This is a genomic window from Rheinheimera muenzenbergensis, from assembly GCF_036984005.1.
Classification (GTDB): domain Bacteria; phylum Pseudomonadota; class Gammaproteobacteria; order Enterobacterales; family Alteromonadaceae; genus Alishewanella; species Alishewanella muenzenbergensis.
Map to the genome: position 1 here is coordinate 195245 of NZ_JALAAR010000008.1, position 21900 is coordinate 217144.

General features: G+C 48.5%; 17 protein-coding genes and 2 tRNA genes. 6 read left to right on the forward strand and 13 right to left on the reverse strand.

The window, feature by feature from the left end; all coding sequences use genetic code 11:
* Window positions 1-39: 39 nt before the first annotated feature.
* Genes MN202_RS11280 through rlmKL form a run of 4 tightly spaced genes read right to left on the reverse strand, consistent with a single transcriptional unit; the run spans window position 40 to window position 6101 of the window.
* On the reverse strand, window positions 40-1824 hold the full coding sequence (locus MN202_RS11280; RefSeq protein ID WP_335736224.1) for a DUF3466 family protein: 1785 nt from the start codon (window positions 1822-1824) through the stop codon (window positions 40-42).
* Between the two features lie 24 nt (window positions 1825-1848).
* Window positions 1849-3747, reverse strand: coding sequence for an ATP-binding cassette ATPase Uup (gene uup / locus MN202_RS11285; protein ID WP_335736225.1), 1899 nt, complete (start codon window positions 3745-3747; stop codon window positions 1849-1851).
* Window positions 3747-3983, reverse strand: coding sequence for a glutaredoxin family protein (locus tag MN202_RS11290; RefSeq protein WP_335736226.1), 237 nt, complete (start codon window positions 3981-3983; stop codon window positions 3747-3749). The genes uup and MN202_RS11290 overlap by 1 nt, the downstream gene beginning before the upstream one ends.
* Window positions 3984-3986: 3 nt before the next feature.
* Complete coding sequence (rlmKL, locus tag MN202_RS11295; RefSeq protein WP_335736227.1) at window positions 3987-6101, reverse strand: bifunctional 23S rRNA (guanine(2069)-N(7))-methyltransferase RlmK/23S rRNA (guanine(2445)-N(2))-methyltransferase RlmL; 2115 nt, start codon at window positions 6099-6101, stop codon at window positions 3987-3989.
* A 204-nt stretch (window positions 6102-6305) separates the two neighbouring features.
* Between rlmKL and MN202_RS11300 the strand changes: the two genes are divergently transcribed.
* From MN202_RS11300 to MN202_RS11310, 3 genes are all read left to right on the forward strand, one after another.
* Window positions 6306-6382, forward strand: a tRNA-Met gene (locus tag MN202_RS11300).
* A 66-nt stretch (window positions 6383-6448) separates the two neighbouring features.
* A tRNA-Met gene (locus tag MN202_RS11305) sits at window positions 6449-6525 on the forward strand.
* 295 nt (window positions 6526-6820) lie between these two features.
* Window positions 6821-8290 (forward strand): protein adenylyltransferase SelO, encoded by a 1470-nt coding sequence (locus MN202_RS11310; RefSeq protein ID WP_335736228.1) that lies wholly within the window; start codon window positions 6821-6823, stop codon window positions 8288-8290.
* A gap of 32 nt (window positions 8291-8322) precedes the next feature.
* Here MN202_RS11310 and ppsA read toward each other — a convergent pair whose 3' ends face one another.
* The gene (ppsA, locus tag MN202_RS11315; protein ID WP_335736229.1) at window positions 8323-10698 is read right to left on the reverse strand and encodes a phosphoenolpyruvate synthase; all 2376 of its coding nucleotides are present in this window, start codon (window positions 10696-10698) and stop codon (window positions 8323-8325) included.
* Between the two features lie 136 nt (window positions 10699-10834).
* On the opposite strand from ppsA, the gene ppsR reads away from it, so the two are divergent.
* A complete protein-coding gene (gene ppsR / locus MN202_RS11320) occupies window positions 10835-11644 on the forward strand; it encodes a posphoenolpyruvate synthetase regulatory kinase/phosphorylase PpsR (RefSeq protein WP_335736230.1) in 810 nt (269 codons plus the stop codon).
* A gap of 16 nt (window positions 11645-11660) precedes the next feature.
* Here the strand turns inward: ppsR and MN202_RS11325 are convergent, their stop codons facing one another.
* The 3 genes from MN202_RS11325 to MN202_RS11335 form a co-directional block, all read right to left on the reverse strand.
* Window positions 11661-12725 carry a 2-dehydropantoate 2-reductase N-terminal domain-containing protein gene (locus tag MN202_RS11325; RefSeq protein WP_335736231.1) on the reverse strand — a complete coding sequence of 355 codons (1065 nt, stop codon included), beginning with the start codon at window positions 12723-12725 and terminating at the stop codon, window positions 11661-11663.
* Window positions 12726-12747: 22 nt separating this feature from the next.
* Window positions 12748-14097 carry a class II 3-deoxy-7-phosphoheptulonate synthase gene (locus tag MN202_RS11330; protein WP_472511567.1) on the reverse strand — a complete coding sequence of 450 codons (1350 nt, stop codon included), beginning with the start codon at window positions 14095-14097 and terminating at the stop codon, window positions 12748-12750.
* A 156-nt stretch (window positions 14098-14253) separates the two neighbouring features.
* Window positions 14254-14712: a low molecular weight protein-tyrosine-phosphatase gene (locus MN202_RS11335; RefSeq protein WP_335736232.1), complete on the reverse strand. Its 459-nt coding sequence runs from the start codon at window positions 14710-14712 to the stop codon at window positions 14254-14256.
* 134 nt (window positions 14713-14846) lie between these two features.
* Here MN202_RS11335 and MN202_RS11340 point away from each other — a divergent pair, with 134 nt between their 5' ends.
* The gene (locus tag MN202_RS11340; RefSeq protein ID WP_335736233.1) at window positions 14847-15524 is read left to right on the forward strand and encodes a response regulator transcription factor; all 678 of its coding nucleotides are present in this window, start codon (window positions 14847-14849) and stop codon (window positions 15522-15524) included.
* Here MN202_RS11340 and MN202_RS11345 read toward each other — a convergent pair.
* From MN202_RS11345 to MN202_RS11365, 5 genes are read right to left on the reverse strand one after another with little or no spacing between them, the layout of a single operon-like run.
* Entirely contained in the window at window positions 15491-16273 is a 783-nt protein-coding gene (locus MN202_RS11345) for a CsgG/HfaB family protein (RefSeq protein WP_335736234.1), read from the reverse strand. The two genes, MN202_RS11340 and MN202_RS11345, sit on opposite strands and share 34 nt — an antisense overlap.
* Before the next feature lie 2 nt (window positions 16274-16275).
* Complete coding sequence (locus MN202_RS11350; protein WP_335736235.1) at window positions 16276-16659, reverse strand: curli assembly protein CsgF; 384 nt, start codon at window positions 16657-16659, stop codon at window positions 16276-16278.
* 14 nt (window positions 16660-16673) lie between these two features.
* Window positions 16674-17057 carry a curli production assembly/transport protein CsgE gene (locus tag MN202_RS11355; RefSeq protein ID WP_335736236.1) on the reverse strand — a complete coding sequence of 128 codons (384 nt, stop codon included), beginning with the start codon at window positions 17055-17057 and terminating at the stop codon, window positions 16674-16676.
* A gap of 44 nt (window positions 17058-17101) precedes the next feature.
* A complete protein-coding gene (locus tag MN202_RS11360; protein WP_335736237.1) occupies window positions 17102-18580 on the reverse strand; it encodes a hypothetical protein in 1479 nt (492 codons plus the stop codon).
* Between the two features lie 50 nt (window positions 18581-18630).
* On the reverse strand, window positions 18631-19023 hold the full coding sequence (locus MN202_RS11365; RefSeq protein WP_335736238.1) for a curlin subunit CsgB: 393 nt from the start codon (window positions 19021-19023) through the stop codon (window positions 18631-18633).
* Window positions 19024-19316: 293 nt separating this feature from the next.
* On the opposite strand from MN202_RS11365, the gene MN202_RS11370 reads away from it, so the two are divergent.
* The gene (locus MN202_RS11370; protein ID WP_335736239.1) at window positions 19317-21794 is read left to right on the forward strand and encodes a S8 family serine peptidase; all 2478 of its coding nucleotides are present in this window, start codon (window positions 19317-19319) and stop codon (window positions 21792-21794) included.
* The last annotated feature ends 106 nt before the right edge of the window (window positions 21795-21900 follow it).

Here is a 21900-nt window from a genome sequence, read left to right on the forward strand (position 1 = left end):
GAGGGCAAAAAAAAAGCTGCCGCAGCAGCTTTTATCGTATTAACGGCTAAAACGCCGACGCCATAATAACCCAGCTCCAGCTAACAACCAGGCAAAGCTAACCGCCCCGCCCTGACGTTCATACACTGCGTCGGCAGCATTACAATCTTCTGCTTCGCCATTGGCAATCGGTTGCAGCTGTAACACCGTTGAGACATCTTCCAACACGGGGTTACCGGCACTGTCGAGTACCGGTTCACCCAGCAGATCGCGGCTTTCTCTTTTCATCAAAGCCGTGGCCGTAATAACACCATGGTCGTTAATATCAACAGCATCAACGATGGTGTAAGGGGTGTTACAACCAATCAGGCTATTTAAGTCAGTAAAGCTATTACTGGCGATGTCGTAGACAAAACCGTGCTTACGCCGGGTTGTAGTACCACCTATGATCACTTCTGCATTGCCGACGACCTGATTGATATTATTAATCGCATTGGGAATGGTCGACGAACTGGTGAAAAAGCCGGTTGGAAAATTGGTTTCACCGCTGGCATAGTCGTGCACAAACATCTTGCTGCTTGCATTGCTGTTAATGATTTTATTGGCATAGCCCACAACAATATTATTATCATTAATATCGATAGCGACACTACCAGCAACATTGTTACCAATGTTGCCTGGAATAATGAACCATTCTTTCGGGTCAACTATAGGTAACACCTGATCATCAACAAAAATACTGGCGTGGGCCTGACGGTAAATACCGTCGGCATATCCATTGCCAAATATGTAGCGGTTTATGCGATCAGAATCGCTAAACATCGATATGCCAACGGCAATACCTTTATTGTTTACAGCATTGGCCTGGCTATAGTAGGTAATATTGTTAATACCCACTCCTTCAAACGCCTCACCGGTATTTTTGTCACCTAAATAGCCATAAACTTGCGGCGCGTTCACACTGCCATCGCTCTGCAACTGCCACACCAAGGCCCGCTGCTGATAACTGCCACTAATGGCATTTCTATACAAACATAAATCGACAGGCAAGGTGGCACCATTGCAAGTGGTTGTAATGGCTTCAAAACTCGCTTCACCCATGCCGCTACTGCCATAACCGGCAATGCGGTTGTCAGAGCTGATATTTCTGGCGACACTAAAACCACCACCTAATTCGGTGTAAGGTGCAGATAACATCGTTACAGTATTGTTGTTAAACACGACTGCTGATGAATAGGGTAAAGTTGGTACCCAATAATTTACCGCCTCAGGCTCTGGCACGTCGTCGGTTGGCGCTGGTGTAAAGCTCTGATAGCTAAAGGTACTGCTGGCAAAACCCGCGGCGATACCGGCATCATTAATTGCCAGCAAATATTCACTGTTACCGCGTTTGGCCTGACTATCACGCAGCAAAATATTCTCTGCATCGGCATTGGTAGTTTTCAGATAGCTGATAGCATCGCCCATAGGCTGAAATGCCGATATCGTGTTAAGCTCTAACAAAATTTTCAACGATTCAGCGCTGACAATGCCGTTTAGCAGATCGGCCAATTCCGCTTCAGTAAATAAGCCTTGTATCGCCTCGTTTTCAAAGTCAATTAAGCTTAAATCCAGTGGAAAATCAAATAATTGGAAGTCCGTATACTGTCGGTTTAAAATAGCATCATACTTGGTTACCTTAATGGCGCCGTTAAACACCATATCGCCTGCATTATTGATGCCTGCAGCGTAGGTAGATTTAAGCTCTTCAACCTGGCCAACTTCAACGACGCTGTATACTGCCGCCTGTACAGAAAACACACTTAACAGCGGCACTATTGCCAGACTGATACGAGATAACTTCATTCTAAGCCCCTAAAATACTTCTTCTTATGCGTCTAGTTGTTCCCAGCGCTGATATGCTTGCGCCAGCTTCGACTCGGTCTGTTGCAATAGGTTCAACGTGCTCTGGGTTTGCTCGCTGCTTTGTTTAAAAAACTCGGCGTCGTTTACAGTTAACTGCAATGCTTCCAGTTCGGTTTCCAGCTGCTCTATTAGTGCCGGTAACTCTTCCAGCTCACGTTTTTCTTTGTATGATAACTTCTTAGTACTGCTAACAGAAGCCTGTACCGCAGTTTGTTCAACTGCAGCCGGGCTATTTTTTGTCACTTTTTGTAAGGTGGCGGTAACTTGATTGCGTTGCTGATAGGCAATAACATCGTCATAGCCTCCGGCAATTTCAATTATTTTACCTTCGCCGGCAAACAGCAGCGAGCTGGTAACGGTATTATTGACAAATTCACGGTCGTGGCTAACCAGCAGCACTGTGCCTTGATATTGCTGCAGTATGTCCTCCAGCAACTCCAGTGTCTCAACGTCTAAATCGTTGGTTGGTTCATCCAGTATTAACAGGTTGCTGGGTCTGGCGAATAACTTTGCTAGCAACAAGCGGTTTTTTTCACCGCCCGATAAGGCTTTTACCGGCGTGCGCGCCCGCGCCGGTGGAAATAAAAAGTCCTGCAGGTAGCTCAGTACATGGCGGGTTTTGCCGTTTTGGGTAATTTCCTGCTTGCCTTCGGCCACGTTGTCCTGCACTGTGGCTTCTAAATCCAGGGCTATGCGGTGCTGGTCAAAATAGGCCACTTCAATGTTGGTACCGCGCTTAATATCACCACTATCGTGTTTATAGTCGCCCAGTAACAGCTTGATCAGTGTCGATTTACCAACACCATTTGGCCCGACCAGCGCAATACGATCGCCGCGCATTACCAGCAGATCGAGCTTATCAATCACCGTTTTGCCATTAAAACCGCAGCTGATGGCTTTGGTTTCAAATACCAGCTTGCCGGAGCGATCGGCCTGCTCAATGTTAAAATCGACCTTGCCTAAGGTTTCTACCCGTTCGGCGCGCTCGCGGCGCAAGGCTTTAAGTGCCCTTACCCGGCCTTCGTTACGGGTACGACGGGCTTTAATGCCCTGACGGATCCACACTTCTTCTTCGGCCAGCTTTTTGTCAAACAATGCATTGTGTTGCTGCTCGTCTTCCAGCATCTTTTGTTTGCGATCAAGATATTCCTGATAGTTGCCCGGATGAGAGGTTAACTGGCCACGGTCAAGATCAATAATACGGCTGGCCAACGCCCGGATAAAAGCCCGGTCGTGCGAGATAAAAATAATGGCGCCGGAAAAATTCAGTAAAAACTGTTCCAGCCACTGTATTGCCGCCACATCCAAATGGTTGGTTGGCTCATCCAGCAGCAAAATGTCCGGTTTGGCTATCAGTGCACGCGCCAGGGCTGCTTTACGCAGCCAACCGCCTGATAAAGTTGCTAAACTGGCGTCGGGGTTCATGTCAAATTGCTGGCATAAATCGGTAACGCGTGACTCCAACCCCCAACCATCACGGGTATCCATTTCAGCCTGCAGCTGCTCAAACAGGCGATAGTCGGCATCTGTTGCGCCATCTAAGTTTTCTGACAAGGTATAAAACTGCTGCGCTTTTTGCGCTAAATCGCCGGCACCTTCACGAATAAAATCGGCTATTTTCACATCCATTTTTGCCGGCGGATCCTGCTCTAGACGGCTTAATACGACACCAGTATTGACGACTATCTGGCCATCATCCAGATTTTGCTGACCGGTCAGCAATTTTAAAAAAGACGACTTACCGGCGCCATTACGACCAACCAGACACACCCGCTCGCCGCTAAATAAGCTAAAGTCGACATGATCTAAAATCGGGTGGGTGCCAAAGGCTAAACACGCCTGCTGAAAACGTAATAATTCCACTACTTTACATCCTTAAGCCATGTTGCAAGCTGGCTCTCGTCAAAGGGCCAGTATAATTCGTTATCACCCTGTCTTAGCACAGGTATCGCCACCCGGTAGCGTGCGAACGCCGCTTCATCGTCTACGATATCCACCAATTGAAACTGTCCGGCCAGGCCAAGATTAAGCAATAGCTGCTCGGCCTGCTCGCACAGATGACAGCCCCAGGTGGTGTATAAGGTTAATACCGGCTGCATGCTTTACCGTGTTAACTCAAAACAAACGTGAATATTCGGGTTACGTTTAAAATCTTCCGGCAAGGTAGCTGCAGAAATATCTTTTACCTGCCAGCCCGCATCATTCAGCGCCTGGGCGTCAATTTTAAAGCGGCGTTTATTGTTAGAGAAAATGACTTTGCCACCTGGCGCTAAGCGTGCAGTTAACATGTTCAGTAAGTTAACGTGATCACGTTGTACATCCCAGCTATCCTGCATCCGCTTTGAGTTAGAAAACGTCGGCGGATCGACAAAGATTAAATCAAACTGGTTACGACAACGGCTTAACCATTGCAAACAATCGGCCTGTTCAAACTGGTACTGCTTACCGCTTAAGCCATTGATGCTGAAGTTGCGCTTAGCCCAGTCTAAATAAGTGTTAGACATATCCACCGTTGTTACGCTGGCTGCGCCGCCAACCGCCGCGTGCACAGAAGCACTACCGGTGTAGGCAAACAGGTTTAATACGCTTTTAGCTTTGGCCTGCTGCTGGATCATGCGCCGCGTTATACGGTGATCCAAAAACAAACCGGTATCGAGATAATCACGCAGGTTAACTAAAAACTTAGCGCCGTACTCTGTTACTTCTTTGTACTGGCCGGCTTTGTTCAGCGCCTGATACTGCGATGTACCCTTTTGCTTTTCCCGTACCTTTAAAATCATCTTATCTGAGCTGATGCCTAATACCTGGGGTACCTGGTTTACCACATCAAATAAGCGCTTTTGTGATACCTGCTCATCGACTGTGCCAGGTGCTGCGTACTCATGCACCACAACTTCGCCGTCGTACCAGTCAACAGCAACGTTATACTCAGGAATGTCAGCGTCATACAACCGGTAGCAGCTTAAACCTTCTTTTTTGGCCCATTTCTGTAATTGCTTGAGATTTTTCGCCAAACGATTGCCAAAAGAGCTGCTCTCACTAAAAAACAATGCCGGTGCATCAGAGCTTACCGCCACTTGCTTTTCGGTTAAATCGAACAGGGTAAAGTCACAATCGAGCGGACCATTAGTAAATTTATAGCTTTTGCTTTTCGATAAACGCAGCGCACGCAACAAATCGGTATTTGAGGTAATAATGGCTAAACGCCAACCACTATAATGCTGCTTTAACGCCAGTGAAAACTTACTGTACAGCGGTATTAACGAGGGTAAGTCGCCCAATCGCTCGCCATAAGGCGGGTTGGTAACAATTACGCCTGGCGTATTAGATACCGCAGCTTTTAACGCTGTGGCATCAGCATAATCAAACTGTACATAAGCGGCAACTCCGGCACGGGCAGCATTTTGCTTGGCTTTGGCCAAATTGCGCTCATCAAAATCCGAGCCCCAAAACTGCACAGTTGCGGGCAAATTGTGTTCTGCCGCTTTAGCCTCTTGCTTTAATTGCTGCCAAACTGCATCACGATGGCCTGGCCAGCCTTCAAAAGCAAACTTCTCCCGGCTTAAGCCAGGCGCTTTGTTCAACGCTATCAGCGCCGCTTCCACCACTATGGTGCCACTGCCGCAAAACGGGTCAAAAAAGGGTTGCTCAACTTGCCAGCCAGAGCGCTTTATTAATGCTGCGGCTAAATGTTCTTTTAACGGCGCCTCGCCCTGACCGGCGCGATAACCACGCTGGTGCAAGGACGGGCCGGAGAAATCCTGTAAAAAGTGAAAATGTGCTTTATCTAACCGCACCTGAAAGCGCACATCCGGCGCCATGCGGTCAACGTCAGGCCGGTTACCGGTTTCTTCGCGGAATTGATCTACTATGGCGTCTTTTAAGCGAATCGCACCAAACTGAGTATTATCAATCTTAGGGTGTTTACCCACACACTCTACTGCTAAGGTGTTACGCAGCGCCATATGCTGCAGCCAGTCAATTTTCTGTGCGACCTGATATAAGTCGCTGTCGGCGGTAACCGGCTCTGACTGTATAAGGCGCAAAATACGGGTCGCCAGGCGCGACCATAAACATAGCTGATAAGCTGTACGCAGCTCCGCCGTAAAGCGCACCACACCCATGGTCACTTTTAAGACTTCACCGCCGTGCTGACGAACTTCATCCGCCAGCAACTCCTCTACCCCTTTAGACGTTAACGCCCAGAATTGCAGCATTGCATTACACCCGAAACAAAAATGGCGCACAGTATAGCAGAAGACCAGCTTTAACCGGTTGGCTTTTTATCTGACGCCATAATTGCTGGATTTAATAGCGGCTTGTATAAGAAAGCGGCAGTTAAACAACTTATTAAAAATAAAAGCTGTTAAGCGCTTGCAAGGCATCTGCAAAAACACTAAGATGCGCCCCGCAATGACGGACGCGGGATGGAGCAGCCTGGTAGCTCGTCGGGCTCATAACCCGAAGGTCGTCGGTTCAAATCCGGCTCCCGCAACCAACTTAACGTTGAAACGGCATTGTAAAACAACATATTACAATAACTGCTCAGTTGTAATATCACGGACGCGGGATGGAGCAGCCTGGTAGCTCGTCGGGCTCATAACCCGAAGGTCGTCGGTTCAAATCCGGCTCCCGCAACCAACATCTTAACCAGCATTTAGCTGGTTTTTTTGTGCCTAAATTTCAACAACCTGAAGGTCGTCGGTTCGCTCTTCACAAAGATCAGGGCTCCCGAAACCAACACTTAAGCCGACTTAAACGTCGGTTTTTTTGTGCCTGTTATTCGCCCTCGGGCTCCTCTTTATAACCGCGGGGCGAAGGTCTGCAAATCCGGCTCCCGCAACCAACATCTTAACCAGCATTTAGCTGGTTTTTTTGTAACTATAGTGCCCGCTCTGTACACTAGCGCTATAACCCATCAAAGCTAAAAGCTGATATGAGCAATTTTACCGTACAACACAGCCTGGCGGATTTAGGTACGCCTTTTTCACTGCCTTGCAATCCAACGCCGGTTGCCGTGCCGCAGTGGCTGGCGTTTAACCCGGAACTGGCTGCTCAGCTGCAGTTACCCGAATCATACTGGCTTACCGATGCCGGTTTAACGCTGTTTAGTGGCAATACCCTGCCCGACTGGGTAAAGCCGGTAGCGCATGCCTATGCCGGACATCAGTTTGGCCATTTTGTGCCGCAGTTAGGTGATGGCCGGGCGTTGCTGCTGGCAGAGCTGGCAGATAGCAGCGGCCAACTGTTTGATCTGCAGCTTAAAGGCGCCGGCCAAACGCCGTTTTCCCGCCGCGGTGATGGCCGCGCGCCATTAGGCCCGGTGCTGCGTGAATATTTAGTCAGTGAAGCGATGCATGCGCTGGGTGTGCCAACCACCCGCGCCCTGGCTGCAGTGCTGACCGGTGACTGGCTGCAACGTGAAACGGCAGAGCCCGGTGCGATAATTACCCGGGTGGCGAAAAGCCATATCCGTATTGGCAGTTTTCAGTATATTGCCAACCATGGCGATCGGGAGCAATTAAAAACCTTCGCCGACTATGTAATACAACGCCATTACCCAGAATGTGCAGATAGTGCTAATCCCTATCTGGCGCTGTTAAGTGCTGTGGTGAGTGCTCAGGCTAAGCTCATTGCCAAATGGATGAGCATTGGTTTTATTCATGGTGTAATGAACACCGATAATATGAGCATTGCCGGCGAAACCATCGATTATGGCCCCTGCGCTTTTATGGATGCGTTTAATCCTGCGCAGGTGTACAGCTTTATCGACAAACAAGGCCGCTATGCCTGGGGTAACCAACCTCGTATTGCCAGCTGGAACCTGGCACGTTTTGCTGAAACACTGCTGCCGCTCATCGCTACGCAGCCAGAACAGGCTGTTGAGCAGGCCACAGCGACGCTGCACAGCTTTAACGCTGAGAATGAAGCGGCGTTTTTACAGCTGATGGGTGAAAAAATAGGTCTTAAGGCAGCAACTAAAGATGATGAAGGGCTGATCCGGGATTTACTTAACCTGATGAGTGCGAGTAAAGCCGATTTTAGCCAGACATTTCGCCTGCTAAGCCGGTCTGTGCCCGATGCCTCACAAGGCGCGGCTATACAGTTTGCCGATAGCGGCAGTTGGCAGTCATGGTGTGCCAGCTGGCATGCCAGACTGGCGGCGCAAAACATAGCATCAGAGCAGGTGCAACAGCAGATGGATAACTGCAATCCGGCGCTGATCCCGCGTAATCATCAGATTGCACGGGCGATAGAACGTGCGACAACCGAAGGGGATTTAACGCTGTTTAACTGCCTGCATACTGCGCTGAAAACCCCTTTTACATTAAGCGAAGCACAGGCTGACTTAGCACTGCCGCCAAAGCCTGAGCAGTGCATCAGCAATACGTTTTGTGGCACCTGATAAAAAAGCCCCGCACTTGGCGGGGCTGACATTTACTTACCGTATTTTTCGGCCAGATACAGCCAGGTTTCCAGCACGGTGTCAGGGTTAAGCGATACGCTGTCGATGCCCTGCTGCATTAACCAGGCAGCAAAATCTTCGTGATCTGACGGGCCCTGGCCGCAGATTCCGATGTACTTACCTTTGGCTTTACAGGTTTTAATGGCCATTTCCAGCAATTTATATATCGCCGGGTTACGCTCATCAAATAGATGTGCAATCAGGCCGCTGTCACGATCCAGCCCCAGCGTTAACTGGGTTAAGTCGTTAGAGCCGATAGAAAAACCATCGAAGTATTCTAAAAACTCTTCAGCTAACAAGGCGTTAGATGGCAACTCACACATCATAATTACGCGCAGACCGTTTTCGCCGCGTTTTAAGCCGTGCTCGGCTAACAAATCGATTACCGCACTGGCCTCACCTAAAGTACGCACAAACGGGATCATTACCTCGACATTGGTAAAGCCCATCACATTGCGTACCCGCTTTAATGCTTCAACTTCTAACGCAAAGCAGTCACGGAAGTCTTGTGAGATATAACGCGAAGCACCACGGAAACCGATCATCGGGTTTTCTTCGTGCGGCTCATACTGGCGGCCACCGACTAAGTTGGCGTACTCGTTTGATTTAAAATCAGACATCCGCACTATGACTTTTTGCGGTGCAAAAGCACAAGCCAGGGTGGCAATACCTTCGGTTAGCTTAGCGATATAAAACTCGACCGGGTTAGCATAACCGGCAATCATCTCGCTGATAGTGGCTTTAAGCTCTGAGGTTTGGGCGTCAAAGTTAAGCAGTGCTTTAGGGTGCACGCCAATCATACGGTTAATAATAAACTCTAAGCGCGCCAAACCAATACCGGCATGCGGCAGCTTGGCAAAAGAGAATGCCCGCTCCGGGTTGCCGACGTTCATCATAATCTTTAAATCCAGCTTCGGCATTTGATCAACGCGGCTGCTCACCACTTTATATTCCAGCTTACCGTCGTAAATAAAACCGGTATCGCCTTCGGCACAAGACACGGTAACCTGCTGGCCGGTGCTGATTTTACTGGTGGCATCGCCGCAACCTACCACGGCCGGAATACCTAATTCACGGGCAATAATGGCGGCATGGCAGGTGCGGCCACCACGGTTGGTTACGATAGCAGAAGCGCGCTTCATGATCGGTTCCCAATCCGGATCGGTCATATCAGTGACCAGTACATCACCAGGCTGAATTTGATCCATCTGTTCGATGCCTTTTAGCACCTTGGCAGTGCCGCTACCAATGCGCTGGCCTATAGCGCGGCCTTCTACTAATACCGGCGCTTTCGCCAATAGCTGAAAACGCTCCATACTGTTGCTGTCTTCACGGCTTTTTACGGTTTCCGGCCGGGCCTGTACGATGTACAGCTTGCCGTCGTTACCGTCTTTGGCCCATTCGATATCCATCGGCCGACCATAATGCTTAGCAATGATCACGGCTTGTTTCGCCAGCTCTTCTACCTCAGCGTCGGTCAGTGAAAACTGCCGGCTGCGCTGGGCTGCAATGTCGACCACTTTTACCTGTTTACCATGGCCCTGCTCGCCGGAGTACACCATCTCGACTTTTTTGCTGCCCAGGTTGCGTTTCACCACTGCCGGGCGCCCTGCGGCCAGCGTTGGTTTATGCACATAGAATTCGTCCGGGTTAACTGCGCCCTGCACCACCATTTCACCCAGGCCATAAGAGGAGGTGATAAACACGACATCTTCAAAGCCAGATTCGGTATCTATACTGAACATGACGCCTGATGAGGCTAAATCTGAGCGCACCATCTTTTGCACACCGGCCGACAATGCCACGCCACGGTGGTCATAGCCCTGATGCACACGGTACGAAATAGCACGGTCGTTAAATAACGAGGCAAACACGTGTTTAATGGCAACGATCACCGCATCATAACCACGCACGTTTAAGAAGGTTTCCTGCTGACCGGCAAAGGAAGCATCCGGCATATCTTCGGCTGTGGCTGATGAACGCACGGCAAAGGATACATCGTGCGCCGCATCCGGGTGTAATTGTTGGTAGGCGTCGCGAATGGCGTGTTCCAGCTCTGGCTGAAATGGCGTATCAATAACCCACTGGCGTATTTGCGCACCCGCTTTGGCTAAAGCCGTAACATCATCGACATCCAAACCATCAAGCAGCTGGTAGATGCGCTCGTTAACGCCGCTTTGTTCAAGAAATTGGTTAAAGGCATAGGCCGTGGTAGCAAAACCACCGGGCACCTGCACACCGGCATTGGCCAGATTACTGATCATCTCGCCGAGGGAAGCATTTTTGCCGCCAACCCGGTTTACATCGTGCATCCCCAGGTTTTCATACCAAATCACAAATTCTTGCACAGTTCGTCTCCAATTTTTGTCGTATGGCGTGTAAGCTTACAGCAAGCGTTACAAGGCCGGATAATTTTACACCGGTGCAGGAATGAATTAAAACCTTAATTTTCAATGTAATTTTATAACGACAAATGGAGACTTTGTGCGTACAGCCTTTTATATTTCAGACGGTACAGCCATAACGGCAGAAGTGTTTGGCCATGCCTTACTTACGCTTTTTCCTGCACAATTTGAACACGTTACCATACCTTTTGTTGAAACCAGCGATATGGCCGAGCAGGTAAAGCAACGCATTAACGATCGTTATAAAACAACGGGACAACGGCCGTTAATCTTTCAAACCTTTGTTGACGATACGCTGCGGCAAATTATTAACAGCAGTAATGGCGTCTGCTATGACTTTCTTAATACCTTTGTTGAGCCAATACAACGCGAATTGGGTGTTGCACCAGTACCGAAAACCCATCGCACGCATAGCATTCATGAAAAAACTTACGATTTTCGTATTGATGCGGTTAACTTCGCGCTGGCCAACGATGATGGATCCAATTTAAAGAACTTTGACCAGGCCGATATAATTCTGGTGGGCGTTAGCCGCTCGGGTAAAACACCCACCAGTCTGTATTTAGCGCTGCAATACGGTATTAAGGCGGCTAACTACCCCTTTGTTGAAGAAGACATGGAACAATTGCGCCTGCCTGAGGTGCTAAAACGCAATAAAGCTAAACTATTTGGTTTAACTATTACCCCGGAGCGGCTGAGCCAAATTCGCGAACAGCGCCGGGCCAACAGCCGTTATGCGTCTATACGCCAGTGTCAGTTAGAGCTGGCCGAAGTGGAAAACCTGTATCAGCGCGAGCAAATCCCTTTTTTAAATTCCACGCATTTATCGATTGAAGAAATCTCAGCGAAAATAATCGCAAAAACCGGCTTAAAACGGCACAAATATTAAGCGGTGTGACGGCAGCTCAGCGTTTGCCGGCCTGCGCTAATAGCGCCCTGGCCGATGGAAAATCCGTTTCACCGGCTTCAGCCCGCTTTATCCAGTCCGTCAGCAATTGGTTTACCGGCGCAGCTATCGCATAACGTTGTGCCATGCGCACCACTGCCGCATTTAAAAACATTATTTCGGTCGGCTTTTTTGCCTGCAGCTGTTCCCACATGGCGCTGTGCCCGGGCGCTTCGATATTTAAGCGCCGCCCCAGCAGCATACTAAACATTCGGGTGGGTAAGCGCAGTAAAAACGGCAACAAACGGTTAGGGACTCCACAACAGGGTTGCGTGGCTATGCCTGCGGCAGTACATACCTTAAGCCATTCCTGCATAGCGGCTGCCAGCAAATGCCGGTAATCAGCACTGCGCCATTGCTGCTGTAGTGGTATTTGGCTTAGCACATTAATGGCGTCATTCAGTGCCGGCAACAACTGGCCATATTCTGCGGCAATAATGTCAGTGTGCAGCTCAACCTTTAACTGCAGTCTATTGCATACTGAAATCAGGTAATTCACCACCGCAAAATCATTTTGCTGCCAGCTGATATTGCCATCTGTGCTGCGGCAAAATTGGCCGGCATTGCCTTTACTGATGGCAAAGGGTACCAGAGCGCGCAGTATTGGATTGGGTAAGTCCTGCGCCAGCATTTGCGCTATGCCAATACCGTTTTGCAGCGCAATGACTGGCACGTCCGGTCGTAAAAAACGTTTTAGCTGAGCAATCATGGCAAGTAATGCTGTCGCTTTTACCGTTAACAACACTACATCACATTCAATTAAGCTATTTAACGCGCTGTAAAAGGCAACAGGTTGCGCAAAGTAGTTTTGTTTATCCACCGAGATAGCACAGAGGCCGTGCGCTGCCAGCTCCAGTGCCATAGTTTCACGGCCAAAAAACTTCACATCCAGCGCACTGTCCTGACACAGGTGTGCGCCAAAATAACAGCCAACATTACCGGCGCCGACTATGCCAACACAATAACGCTGACCAGCTGTTGCCAGCTGACCAGCGTCCTGCGTTGATGGATGTGTTGATAACATAGCGCTCCTCAGAGCGCGCAGACTATTTACGCGCTAAGCGTAGAGTATCGGCAATCAGGAAGGCTAATTCCAGTACCTGATCAGCATTTAAACGCGGATCGCACTGAGTAAAGTAGCGCTTGCCCAAATCATGCTCGCTTAAGCCATAAGCACCGCCGGTACATTCCGTCACGTGCTCACCGGTCATTTCCAGGTGAATACCACCGGCATGGCTGCCTTCGGCCTTGTGTACGGCGAAGAAATTCCGGATCTCTCGCAGTATGGCTTCAAAGTCACGGGTTTTGTAGTCGTTGCTGGCTTTAACAGTGTTGCCATGCATCGGATCTGAACTCCATACGACTTTACGGCCTTCCTGCTGTACCCTGCGTACCAACTGTGGCAGTTTGTCGGCCAGTTTATCAGCCCCCATACGGGTGATCAGCGTTAAGCGACCCGGAATATTATTCGGGTTTAATGCATCAATCAGCTTTATTAACTCATCAGGCTGCATGCCCGGGCCAATTTTCACGCCAACCGGGTTATGAATACCACGGAAGAATTCAATATGAGCATGATCCAGCTGCCGCGTGCGTTCGCCAATCCACACCATATGGGCAGAGCAGTCATACCAGTCGCCGGTCAGCGAATCACGTCGGGTTAGCGCCTCTTCGTAGTTCAGCAACAACGCTTCATGTGAAGTGAATAACTGGGTTTCCCGGATCGACGGAGAGTTTTGCGCGGTGATCCCGCAAATTTCCATAAAACGCAGGGCTTCCTGTACCCGCTGCGCCACGTCCTGATAGCGGTCCTTTAACGGGTTGGACTCAACAAATCCCAGGTTCCACTTACTTACCTGGTGTAAATCGGCCAAGCCACCCTGAGCAAAAGCCCGTAGCAGGTTCAACGTAGCTGCAGAATGATGATAGGCCGTTGTCAGCCGGTTCGGATCAGGCTGACGTGCAGCATCAGTAAATTCAAAGCTGTTGACGATATCGCCGCGGTAACTTGGCAAGGCAATACCGTTGATGGTTTCCAGATCGCTGGAGCGTGGCTTGGCATATTGGCCGGCCATGCGGGCGACCTTAACAACCGGCAGCCCACCGGCAAAAGTCAGCACCACTGCCATCTGCAATAATACCTTAAAGGTATCGCGGATTTTGGGGGCGTTAAAATCGTTAAAGCTTTCGGCGCAATCGCCACCTTGCAGTAAAAAGCCGTTACCTTCGGCAACATTGCCCAACTGGCTAAACAAATCCCGGGTTTCCTGGGCAAATACCAGTGGAGGGTATTTGTGCAGCTGTTGTTCAACACTATGTAATAAATGTTGATCCTGATAGTTTGGTTGCTGTTGGATCGGCAGACTGCGCCAGCTTTGAGGCGTCCAGGTGGTCACGATGTTTTTCCTATGCTTATTAACCTGCCAAGCAAGTTATAGACTTCTGGACGTAAATTCAATGCCGCAGATGGCATAATTTATGACAAATTCACCACTTTTACACATTGCCGGTTATTTTTTAAGCGCTGCGTAGCTTAAACAGGCCTGTACCCGCTATTTAAGCTGCTGCAACAGACCGGCACAACCTTGTTCAATCAATTGCAAAACCAGGGCAAAGCCCTTGCTACCGCCATAATAAGGATCCGGTACTTCGCTGTACTGCGGATATTGCGGATGATACTGCAAGAACAGCTGTAGTTTATGCTGGAACGCGGGTGGACAGCGACGTTTCAGTTCGGCCAGATTATCTGTATCCATAGCGAGGATCAGATCGTAGTAGGCAAAATCCGTGTCCTGAACCTGGCGTGATCTGATGCCAGCAAAACTATAACCCAACCGCTCGCCCTCCCGTACGCTGCGAGGGTCCGGTGCCTGGCCTTTGTGTGAGGCACTGGTTCCGGCCGATTCAATTTCCAGTGCCACGGCTAATTCAGCGCTTTTCTGCCGCAATACGGCATGTGCCGTCGGTGAGCGACAGATATTACCCAGACAAACCAATAACAGTTTTTTCATTTTCATCCTTGTATGCTAACAATGTTTGTCACCAAATATTAAACATTAAGTTAAATGGTTGCATTACAATCACAGCGGGTACAGTATAAGCGATAGCAGTATCAATGTAGTTAGGTTGTAAGGAAGTTTATCTGATGGATAAGTTTAATAAACTTGTTGTAATCACGGAGCAGGAGTCTCCGCATAGTCTGGTATTGCTGGCACAATCAGTTGGGTTGCAAGTTGAACAAAAAAGCCGAATAGCGCTTATGGCTGCCGCCGAACAAAAAGCCGGTACTTTATTTGCCTGTCCTTATTTAAGCTCAGATTTAAATAAAAAAGGCTTGTCGATTGAATTGCAGTATCTGCAGAAAAAGGCGCCGTGCTTTTTATTTCAGGCTGAGCGGTCTATGGTTGACATAAAAATGGCCGTTTATTCCGGTATTCGTGGTGTAGTGTTTCGCGACGAACAACTTGACCGGGTGCTGACGGCATTAAAAACCATGATGAATGGCCAGCTGTATTATAGCCGGCCAATTATGTCTGAATTATTGGATGAAATGCTTAAACCTAAACTGGCCCTGGCACAACAATCTGCCAAGTTACCGGACAGTAATTTACTGACCAGACAAGAAAAACGTATTATTCAACTGGTAGCAGAAGGTGCACGTAATAAAGAAATTGCCGAGCAACTCAATATTAGTGCACATACTGTCAAAGCCCACTTGTCGGCTATTTTTCGTAAAACACAGGCCAGAAACCGGGTCGAGTTGCTACGTTCACAACAAGGCTCAGCACGTTATGATGCTCCGGCGTCATTTAAAGCATTTTGACTGTCAGCTTTCCAGAAGCCACGTTGTTGCCCTTGCGCAACTATTTCAGCCACAGCCGCTTCCATAGCCTGACGCACACAAAATTGTACCGGCTCGTTGGTTGAATAGCCGCCTTCAACTTCAGCCAGACGATTTAGCGCCACGTAACGAAACAGCCCGGCACGTAGTTCCTGCGAAAACACCTTTTTGGTGCTCGACACCGACAACAATACCTGGCCGGTATGCACATCAACAGCACGCAGATATACCGTTACCTGATCTTCCCGGTACAACTCAGATGCTCCGACACCAAAGTACTCGGCACCAATGCCACCAGTGGTTAAATTGGTTTCATAACCGGTAATACCGCCTTCAAATAGCAGCCGGGCTTCTTTAAGAGGAGGCAATTCCTGCGACTTTTTGTTGGCACCCTGAATTTTGCGCTCGGTAAGCAGATTTTGTAACCCTTCCCGCTCCAGCGGGGCAAACCAGCCACTGTCGAGTAAAATTTGAGTCAGTACCGAGGTGGCCCCCTGCGTTACCGCGGTAGAAAAACTTGATACGTTGGCCTGCGGTTTATACTGCCCAGTTTGGTCGCGAAACGCGTATACCGATACCGGAATCGCCGAGCGCGGTGTTCCCTGTTGTTGTAATTGTTGCATTAGCGGACTAATGCTATCGATAGCTGCAGGTGTAATGTTTAATTCTGGTTTAGGCACCATAGAACAACCGCCCAGTAGCAAGGCTGTCATGAGTAATGCAATTTTCATGTTTAGCCCCCAATAACCGGAATAGTAATGACGGTTATTTCACCGGTTTCCAAATTGGTAATGTTGACGATTACACTGCCGTCAGTACCGTTTTGCACTTCAATTAAAAACTCGCCGGTGTTATACACACCTTCAACTAACTCGCCATCTGCAATACGGCGTGTAAGCGAGTTAATAATATTACGCTCCAAAGCATCCTGAAATTTTTCGATAAATGACAAACCGCGATCTTCCGGTTTGTGCGCATTCTGGCTTTGTGCCTTTTGCAACAAAAAATTGCCGTTTAGCGGGTTGCCACCAAAGCTGGGATTAATTGGCGTATAAACCAGCTCAGTGGCACTTGCCACAAAGCTGCATGCAAACAACAAGAGGTACATCAGTTTCATTATTATTATTCCCCTTACCACACAGACAGATCATTCTGTCCTAACATTTTTTCAGTTTGTATATTAGCCAGTTCATTTACGCTAAGTAACACGGCTTGCTCAGCCATATGTTTTACATCATTGTAGCGGCGGCCAAAATAGGTCTGATAGATACGTTTCTGATTCATCTCAACCCAAAGGAAGGTGCCAGCCTGCGGATAAACCTGCTCATAGATCACCACAGTGACGCCCTCTGTCGCAGGCATATCACGCCAATAGCCAGAGTAATAGAAAGAAAAGTCTTTTCCGAAACGGGAAATGGTACGATCCAGCACCAAACCACCCAAGGCGATATCATCCGCCAGTGCCGGAACACTGAATAACAGCAATACAAACAGCTGAGTTAGAAATGTTTTCATTCTGATCTACAAGGTAAAGGCGGCTTGCGCCGCCCTACTACAACTTAGTTTTGTACCACAATAGCGGTATTAAAATCACCGACCTGGGTTACTGACATCAGGTTGCTGTTGCCACCCTGGCTGCCTAATACCAGGTTGTCATTGCCCTGCTGAGTAACGCTCAGCAAACCATTATCGCCGGTTACGGCGAAATAGCCGCTGTCACCGGCAACCCAGTTACCGCTGCCAGATTGCAATATATCAATGCTATTAGCGTTGCCGGCCAGTAAAATATCAACCAGATTAATACCACCGTCCTGCTTAACTGTGGCGCTGTTTGCAGACACAGCCATCTCACTGGTAAAGAGTGTGGTGTTTTCTACACCGCTTTGTTCAATATCAAAGGTGTTGTCATCACCGATAACATCAACTACGGCAAAGTTATCATCGCCCATCTGACGAATTTCAGCCAGGTTACCGGTGCCATTCAGGCCGATACCGGCAATATTGTTATCGCCATTACTGTAAATGTTACCGATGTTATTTGCCCCAACCAATACCATTTCATTGATATTGCCGTTGCCATGCTGATGGATTTCGACATTGTGACCATCACCAACAGTAGCAAAGAAAGCACTGTTGCCGTCACCGTTTTGCCAGACATCAATCTGGTTATCGTTACCAACCAAACCCAGTGGAGCTTCAATCACATTACCGTTACCACGTTGATCGATTGCCACCACGTTGTCATTGCCAGCCAGCGGGTCGAGCAAAAATTCGTTACCGTCACCACGCTGAAAGACATCAACCAGGTTATTGTTACCATTGACGTCAAAGGCAATAAAAACGTTAGCATTGCCATCCTGAAGTATCGCGATGTCATTATTGTCGCCCTGTACACCAACAATACCACCAACGTTGCCGTCGCCGTATTGTTCAGACGCGAAGATATTGGCATTGCCGCTAAGATTAAACATGCCAGCTTCGTTGCTATTGCCTTCTTGCAGCACACTTAATTCATTTTCATCGCCAACAAAACCGGCATTTGCCCAGTTGCTGTCACCATTTTGTTCGATTTCTGCCAGGTTAGTGTTACCGGTTAAAGTAACGATGGCTTCATTAAGGTCGCCGGCCTGAGTTACAGCGGCATCATTGGCATTGCCGTCTACTAACACTTGAGCCTGGTTAAAAAAACCGCTTTGTGTTGCGGTAGCAGTATTTTCCTGCCCGGCAATTTCTACGGTACTGATATGCCAGTCGTCAGCTTGCTCAATGCGTATTTGGTTATCATCACCTGAACTTAGAGTATAGGCCTCATTCCATACACCGGTCTGGCTGATAGCTGTGGTATTTAAGGCACCATTTTGCTCAGCAACGGCCAGGTTAATATCGCCGCTCTGTGTTACTTCAGCAGTGTTACCTTCAGCCACAGAAGTTGATGTCTGATTGATAATTGCTTCATTACCGGTAGCCATTGCCTGACCACTGACAACTAGCGCTATAGCTAACCCCAACATATGTTTACGTGGAAAACTCAGTTTCATCACATTCTCCCTAACTTATTATTAGTATTTCATTAGTACTGAACTATGTATTAGTACTGGACTATAGAAATGGCTTCACCGACGCCGGACTGCTCAATCGAAAAATGCCGGTTTCCCCACTGCTCGATCTGGATCTGGTTATTTTCACCATGTTGAACAACCAGAGCAGAATTATTGCTGCCATATTGGTTGATTTGCGCGCTGTTTCCGCTCCCCGTTTGTTGCAACAGAATTTGGTTCAGTACGCCTTGTTGTAACAACACCGCGTAGTGTCCCTGTCCTGTCTGAGTAACATCTGCAACGTTTAAATCGCCAAATTGGGCAATATCAACCCCATTTGCCAGCGCGTGGCGTTCTAGTAATGAAGTAAACTGTAGCGATACATCCGCTTTTACCTGATAGCTTGTCAGCGCAAACAGCACCACTGCAGACAACTTCAACATCTTATTCACTTTTAACCCCGCACTTAATTTACAGACCTAGGCTAAAGCACTGTTCAAAAGCTGCAATAGGAATAAACACCTATTTTTTCACATAGGCTTAACACATTGCCATTTATTATAAGTCTGAATATCAGTAACATAGCGAATGCCGTTTACATTTACCCACCCTATATGACTAATACTTTCGGGTTATTTTTACAAAAACGTTTAAACAATGCTGCAGCACGTGCTATCCATTATTGAGCAACACTTGGAACATATGTTTAACACTTAATTAAAAATGGATAATAACTATGATGAGAAAAAATCTTATCGCACTTGCCATAGCGGCAAGCCTTGCTTCAGTTTCAGCAGTTGCTGCAGCTGTTCCGGGAGAAGACGCAATATTGGTAATGTTTAAGCCGGGTGTCGGCAAACAAGAACGTATTGACGCGGTTAAAGGTAGCGGTGCCAGCTTACGCCAGCTGGATGACAATGGCCGTGATATGAAGCTACGTTATGTTGCCGATGGCAGAATTGTCAAAGTAACGCTACCTAAGGGTGCTGACAGAGACAAACTGATTAAAAAGCTGACTTTACATCCGGCCATTGAAATTGCTGAGCCGGACTTTCCATTAAAAGCGCTGGCCACGCCAAATGATCCAAGCTTTGGCGATTTATGGGGTTTACACAATACTGGTCAGTCAGGTGGTACTGCCGGTGCAGACATTAAAGCAGTCGATGCCTGGGATATTACCACTGGTAGCCAGGACATTATTATAGGTATTATTGATACCGGTATGGATTACAACCATCCTGATCTGATTGATAACCGCTGGGTTAATCCGGGTTCATTGCCTGGTAGCACTTACGGCTACTCTACGTTAAACGCTGAATTGGACCCAATGGATAGCGATAGCCATGGTACCCATGTTGCTGGCACTATCGGTGCTTCTGGCAACAACGGTACTGGTGTTGTCGGCGTTAACTGGAACGTTACGCTGCTGCCTTGTCAGTTTTTAGGCCCAAGTGGTGGCAGCACTGCCGGAGCCATTGAGTGTATCAACTACTTTACTGACCTGAAAATCAATCACGGTGTTGATATTAAAGCGACCAATAACTCCTGGGGCGGCGGTGGTTTCTCTGAAACCTTAAAAGCGGCGATAGAATCTGCGGGCGATGCCGGCATATTGTTTATTGCCGCCTCCGGTAACGATGGTGGTAATGCTGATTCTACCCCTATGTATCCGGCAGCCTATGACCTGGACGTCATAGTGTCAGTGGCCTCTACTGACCGTAATGATGCCATGTCAGGATTTTCAAACTACGGTGCAACGTCTGTTGATTTAGGTGCGCCAGGTTCAGCCATCTTATCGACAGTACCAGGTAACGGTTATGCCAGTTACTCCGGCACCTCGATGGCGTCTCCTCATGTAGCAGGCGCTGCAGCGCTGTTATGGTCGGTTAATCCGGATCTGACTCCGGCAGAAATGAAAGCCATACTGATGGATTCCGGTGATGCATTGCCGGCGCTGGAAGGTAAAACCGTATCAGGTAAACGACTAAACCTGGTAAATGCGCTGGACGAAGCAGATCCGACCCCAACATTTAAACTGTCGCTAACGCCAAGAACCCAACAAATTACCGCTGGCGACAGCGCGCAATATACGTTGGATATCGGTAATGTTTCAGACTGGATGGGCGATGTAGCATTAAGCGTTGATGTTCAGCCAGCATTAGCCGGTGTTAGTTTATCTGCCAGCAGCGGCCAGCCAGGTCAAACCCTGACGTTGGATGTCACTACTGCAGCCGATACGCCATGGGGTAATTACCAATTCACCGTTACCGGTACCGATGTAGCCACTGGTGAGTTAGTTAAATCGGTTAATGCCAGCCTGAGCGTTCTGCCACAAGGCCTGCAGGATTATGAGTATGACAATACCACGCCTGTTGCAATCCCGGACAATAATGCTGAGGGGATCAGCAGCGTTATAAATGTACCGCAAGCCGGCTTTGTGTTTGGCACCAATGTGGGTGTAAACATTACACACACCTGGCAAGGTGACTTACTGGTAAAACTGCGCTCACCAGAAGGCACGGAGCATACACTGCACAATCGCAGCGGCGGTAATCAGGACGATCTGATACAAAACTGGCAAACATCTGCCTTTAACGGCGAAGCTATGCAGGGCGACTGGACCTTATTGGTATCTGACAATGCAGGTCTTGACACTGGTACCTTAAATAGCTGGGATCTGACCATCACAGCACTGACCGATGGTGATACCGGGCCAGATCCGGTGGCTCCGGTTGCCGATTTTAGTTTCACGGTATCGGGTTTAACTGCCAGCTTCACCGACATGTCAACTGATGCAAACAATGATATTCAGAGCCTGAGCTGGGATTTTGGTGACGGCACCAGTTCAAGCGATGCCAACGTTACACACAGCTATGCAGCCGCAGGTAGCTACAACGTTAGCCTAACCGCCACCGACGTTACCGGCTTAAGCCACACAGTAACGAAAGCGGTTAGTGTTAGCGAAGCTGACAGTGACTTATCACTAACGTTACATCGTTCAATCCGTACCCGCACCGGTTCAACTATCGTTGACCTGCGCTGGACCGGAACAGCAGACTCGGTTGATATTTACCGCGACAGTCAATTAATCGATACCACCAGCGCCAATGGCCGCTATCGTGATCGCTTTAATTCGCAGGCGGCAACGGTAACCTATAAAATATGCCTGGCAGGTACTGACTCCTGCTCAGCAGATTTAACCGTTAACTTCTGATATCAGTAATACTAACAAGGCGGCTTCGGCCTAATGCCGGTCAGTTAAGCTGACCGGCATTTTTCTTTTTAACGGGATACTTAAGTTTGCTCGATTTAACACTTCT

Coding starts and splice junctions, on each gene's coding strand:
- MN202_RS11280 (WP_335736224.1), bottom strand. CDS start 1,824: ATGAAGTTATCTCGTATCAGTCTGGCAATAGTGCCGCTGTTAAGTGTG.
- MN202_RS11290 (WP_335736226.1), bottom strand. CDS start 3,983: ATGCAGCCGGTATTAACCTTATACACCACCTGGGGCTGTCATCTGTGC.
- rlmKL (WP_335736227.1), bottom strand. CDS start 6,101: ATGCTGCAATTCTGGGCGTTAACGTCTAAAGGGGTAGAGGAGTTGCTG.
- MN202_RS11310 (WP_335736228.1), top strand. CDS start 6,821: ATGAGCAATTTTACCGTACAACACAGCCTGGCGGATTTAGGTACGCCT.
- MN202_RS11325 (WP_335736231.1), bottom strand. CDS start 12,725: ATGTTATCAACACATCCATCAACGCAGGACGCTGGTCAGCTGGCAACA.
- MN202_RS11335 (WP_335736232.1), bottom strand. CDS start 14,712: ATGAAAAAACTGTTATTGGTTTGTCTGGGTAATATCTGTCGCTCACCG.
- MN202_RS11340 (WP_335736233.1), top strand. CDS start 14,847: ATGGATAAGTTTAATAAACTTGTTGTAATCACGGAGCAGGAGTCTCCG.
- MN202_RS11345 (WP_335736234.1), bottom strand. CDS start 16,273: ATGAAAATTGCATTACTCATGACAGCCTTGCTACTGGGCGGTTGTTCT.
- MN202_RS11350 (WP_335736235.1), bottom strand. CDS start 16,659: ATGAAACTGATGTACCTCTTGTTGTTTGCATGCAGCTTTGTGGCAAGT.
- MN202_RS11355 (WP_335736236.1), bottom strand. CDS start 17,057: ATGAAAACATTTCTAACTCAGCTGTTTGTATTGCTGTTATTCAGTGTT.
- MN202_RS11360 (WP_335736237.1), bottom strand. CDS start 18,580: ATGAAACTGAGTTTTCCACGTAAACATATGTTGGGGTTAGCTATAGCG.
- MN202_RS11365 (WP_335736238.1), bottom strand. CDS start 19,023: ATGTTGAAGTTGTCTGCAGTGGTGCTGTTTGCGCTGACAAGCTATCAG.
- MN202_RS11370 (WP_335736239.1), top strand. CDS start 19,317: ATGATGAGAAAAAATCTTATCGCACTTGCCATAGCGGCAAGCCTTGCT.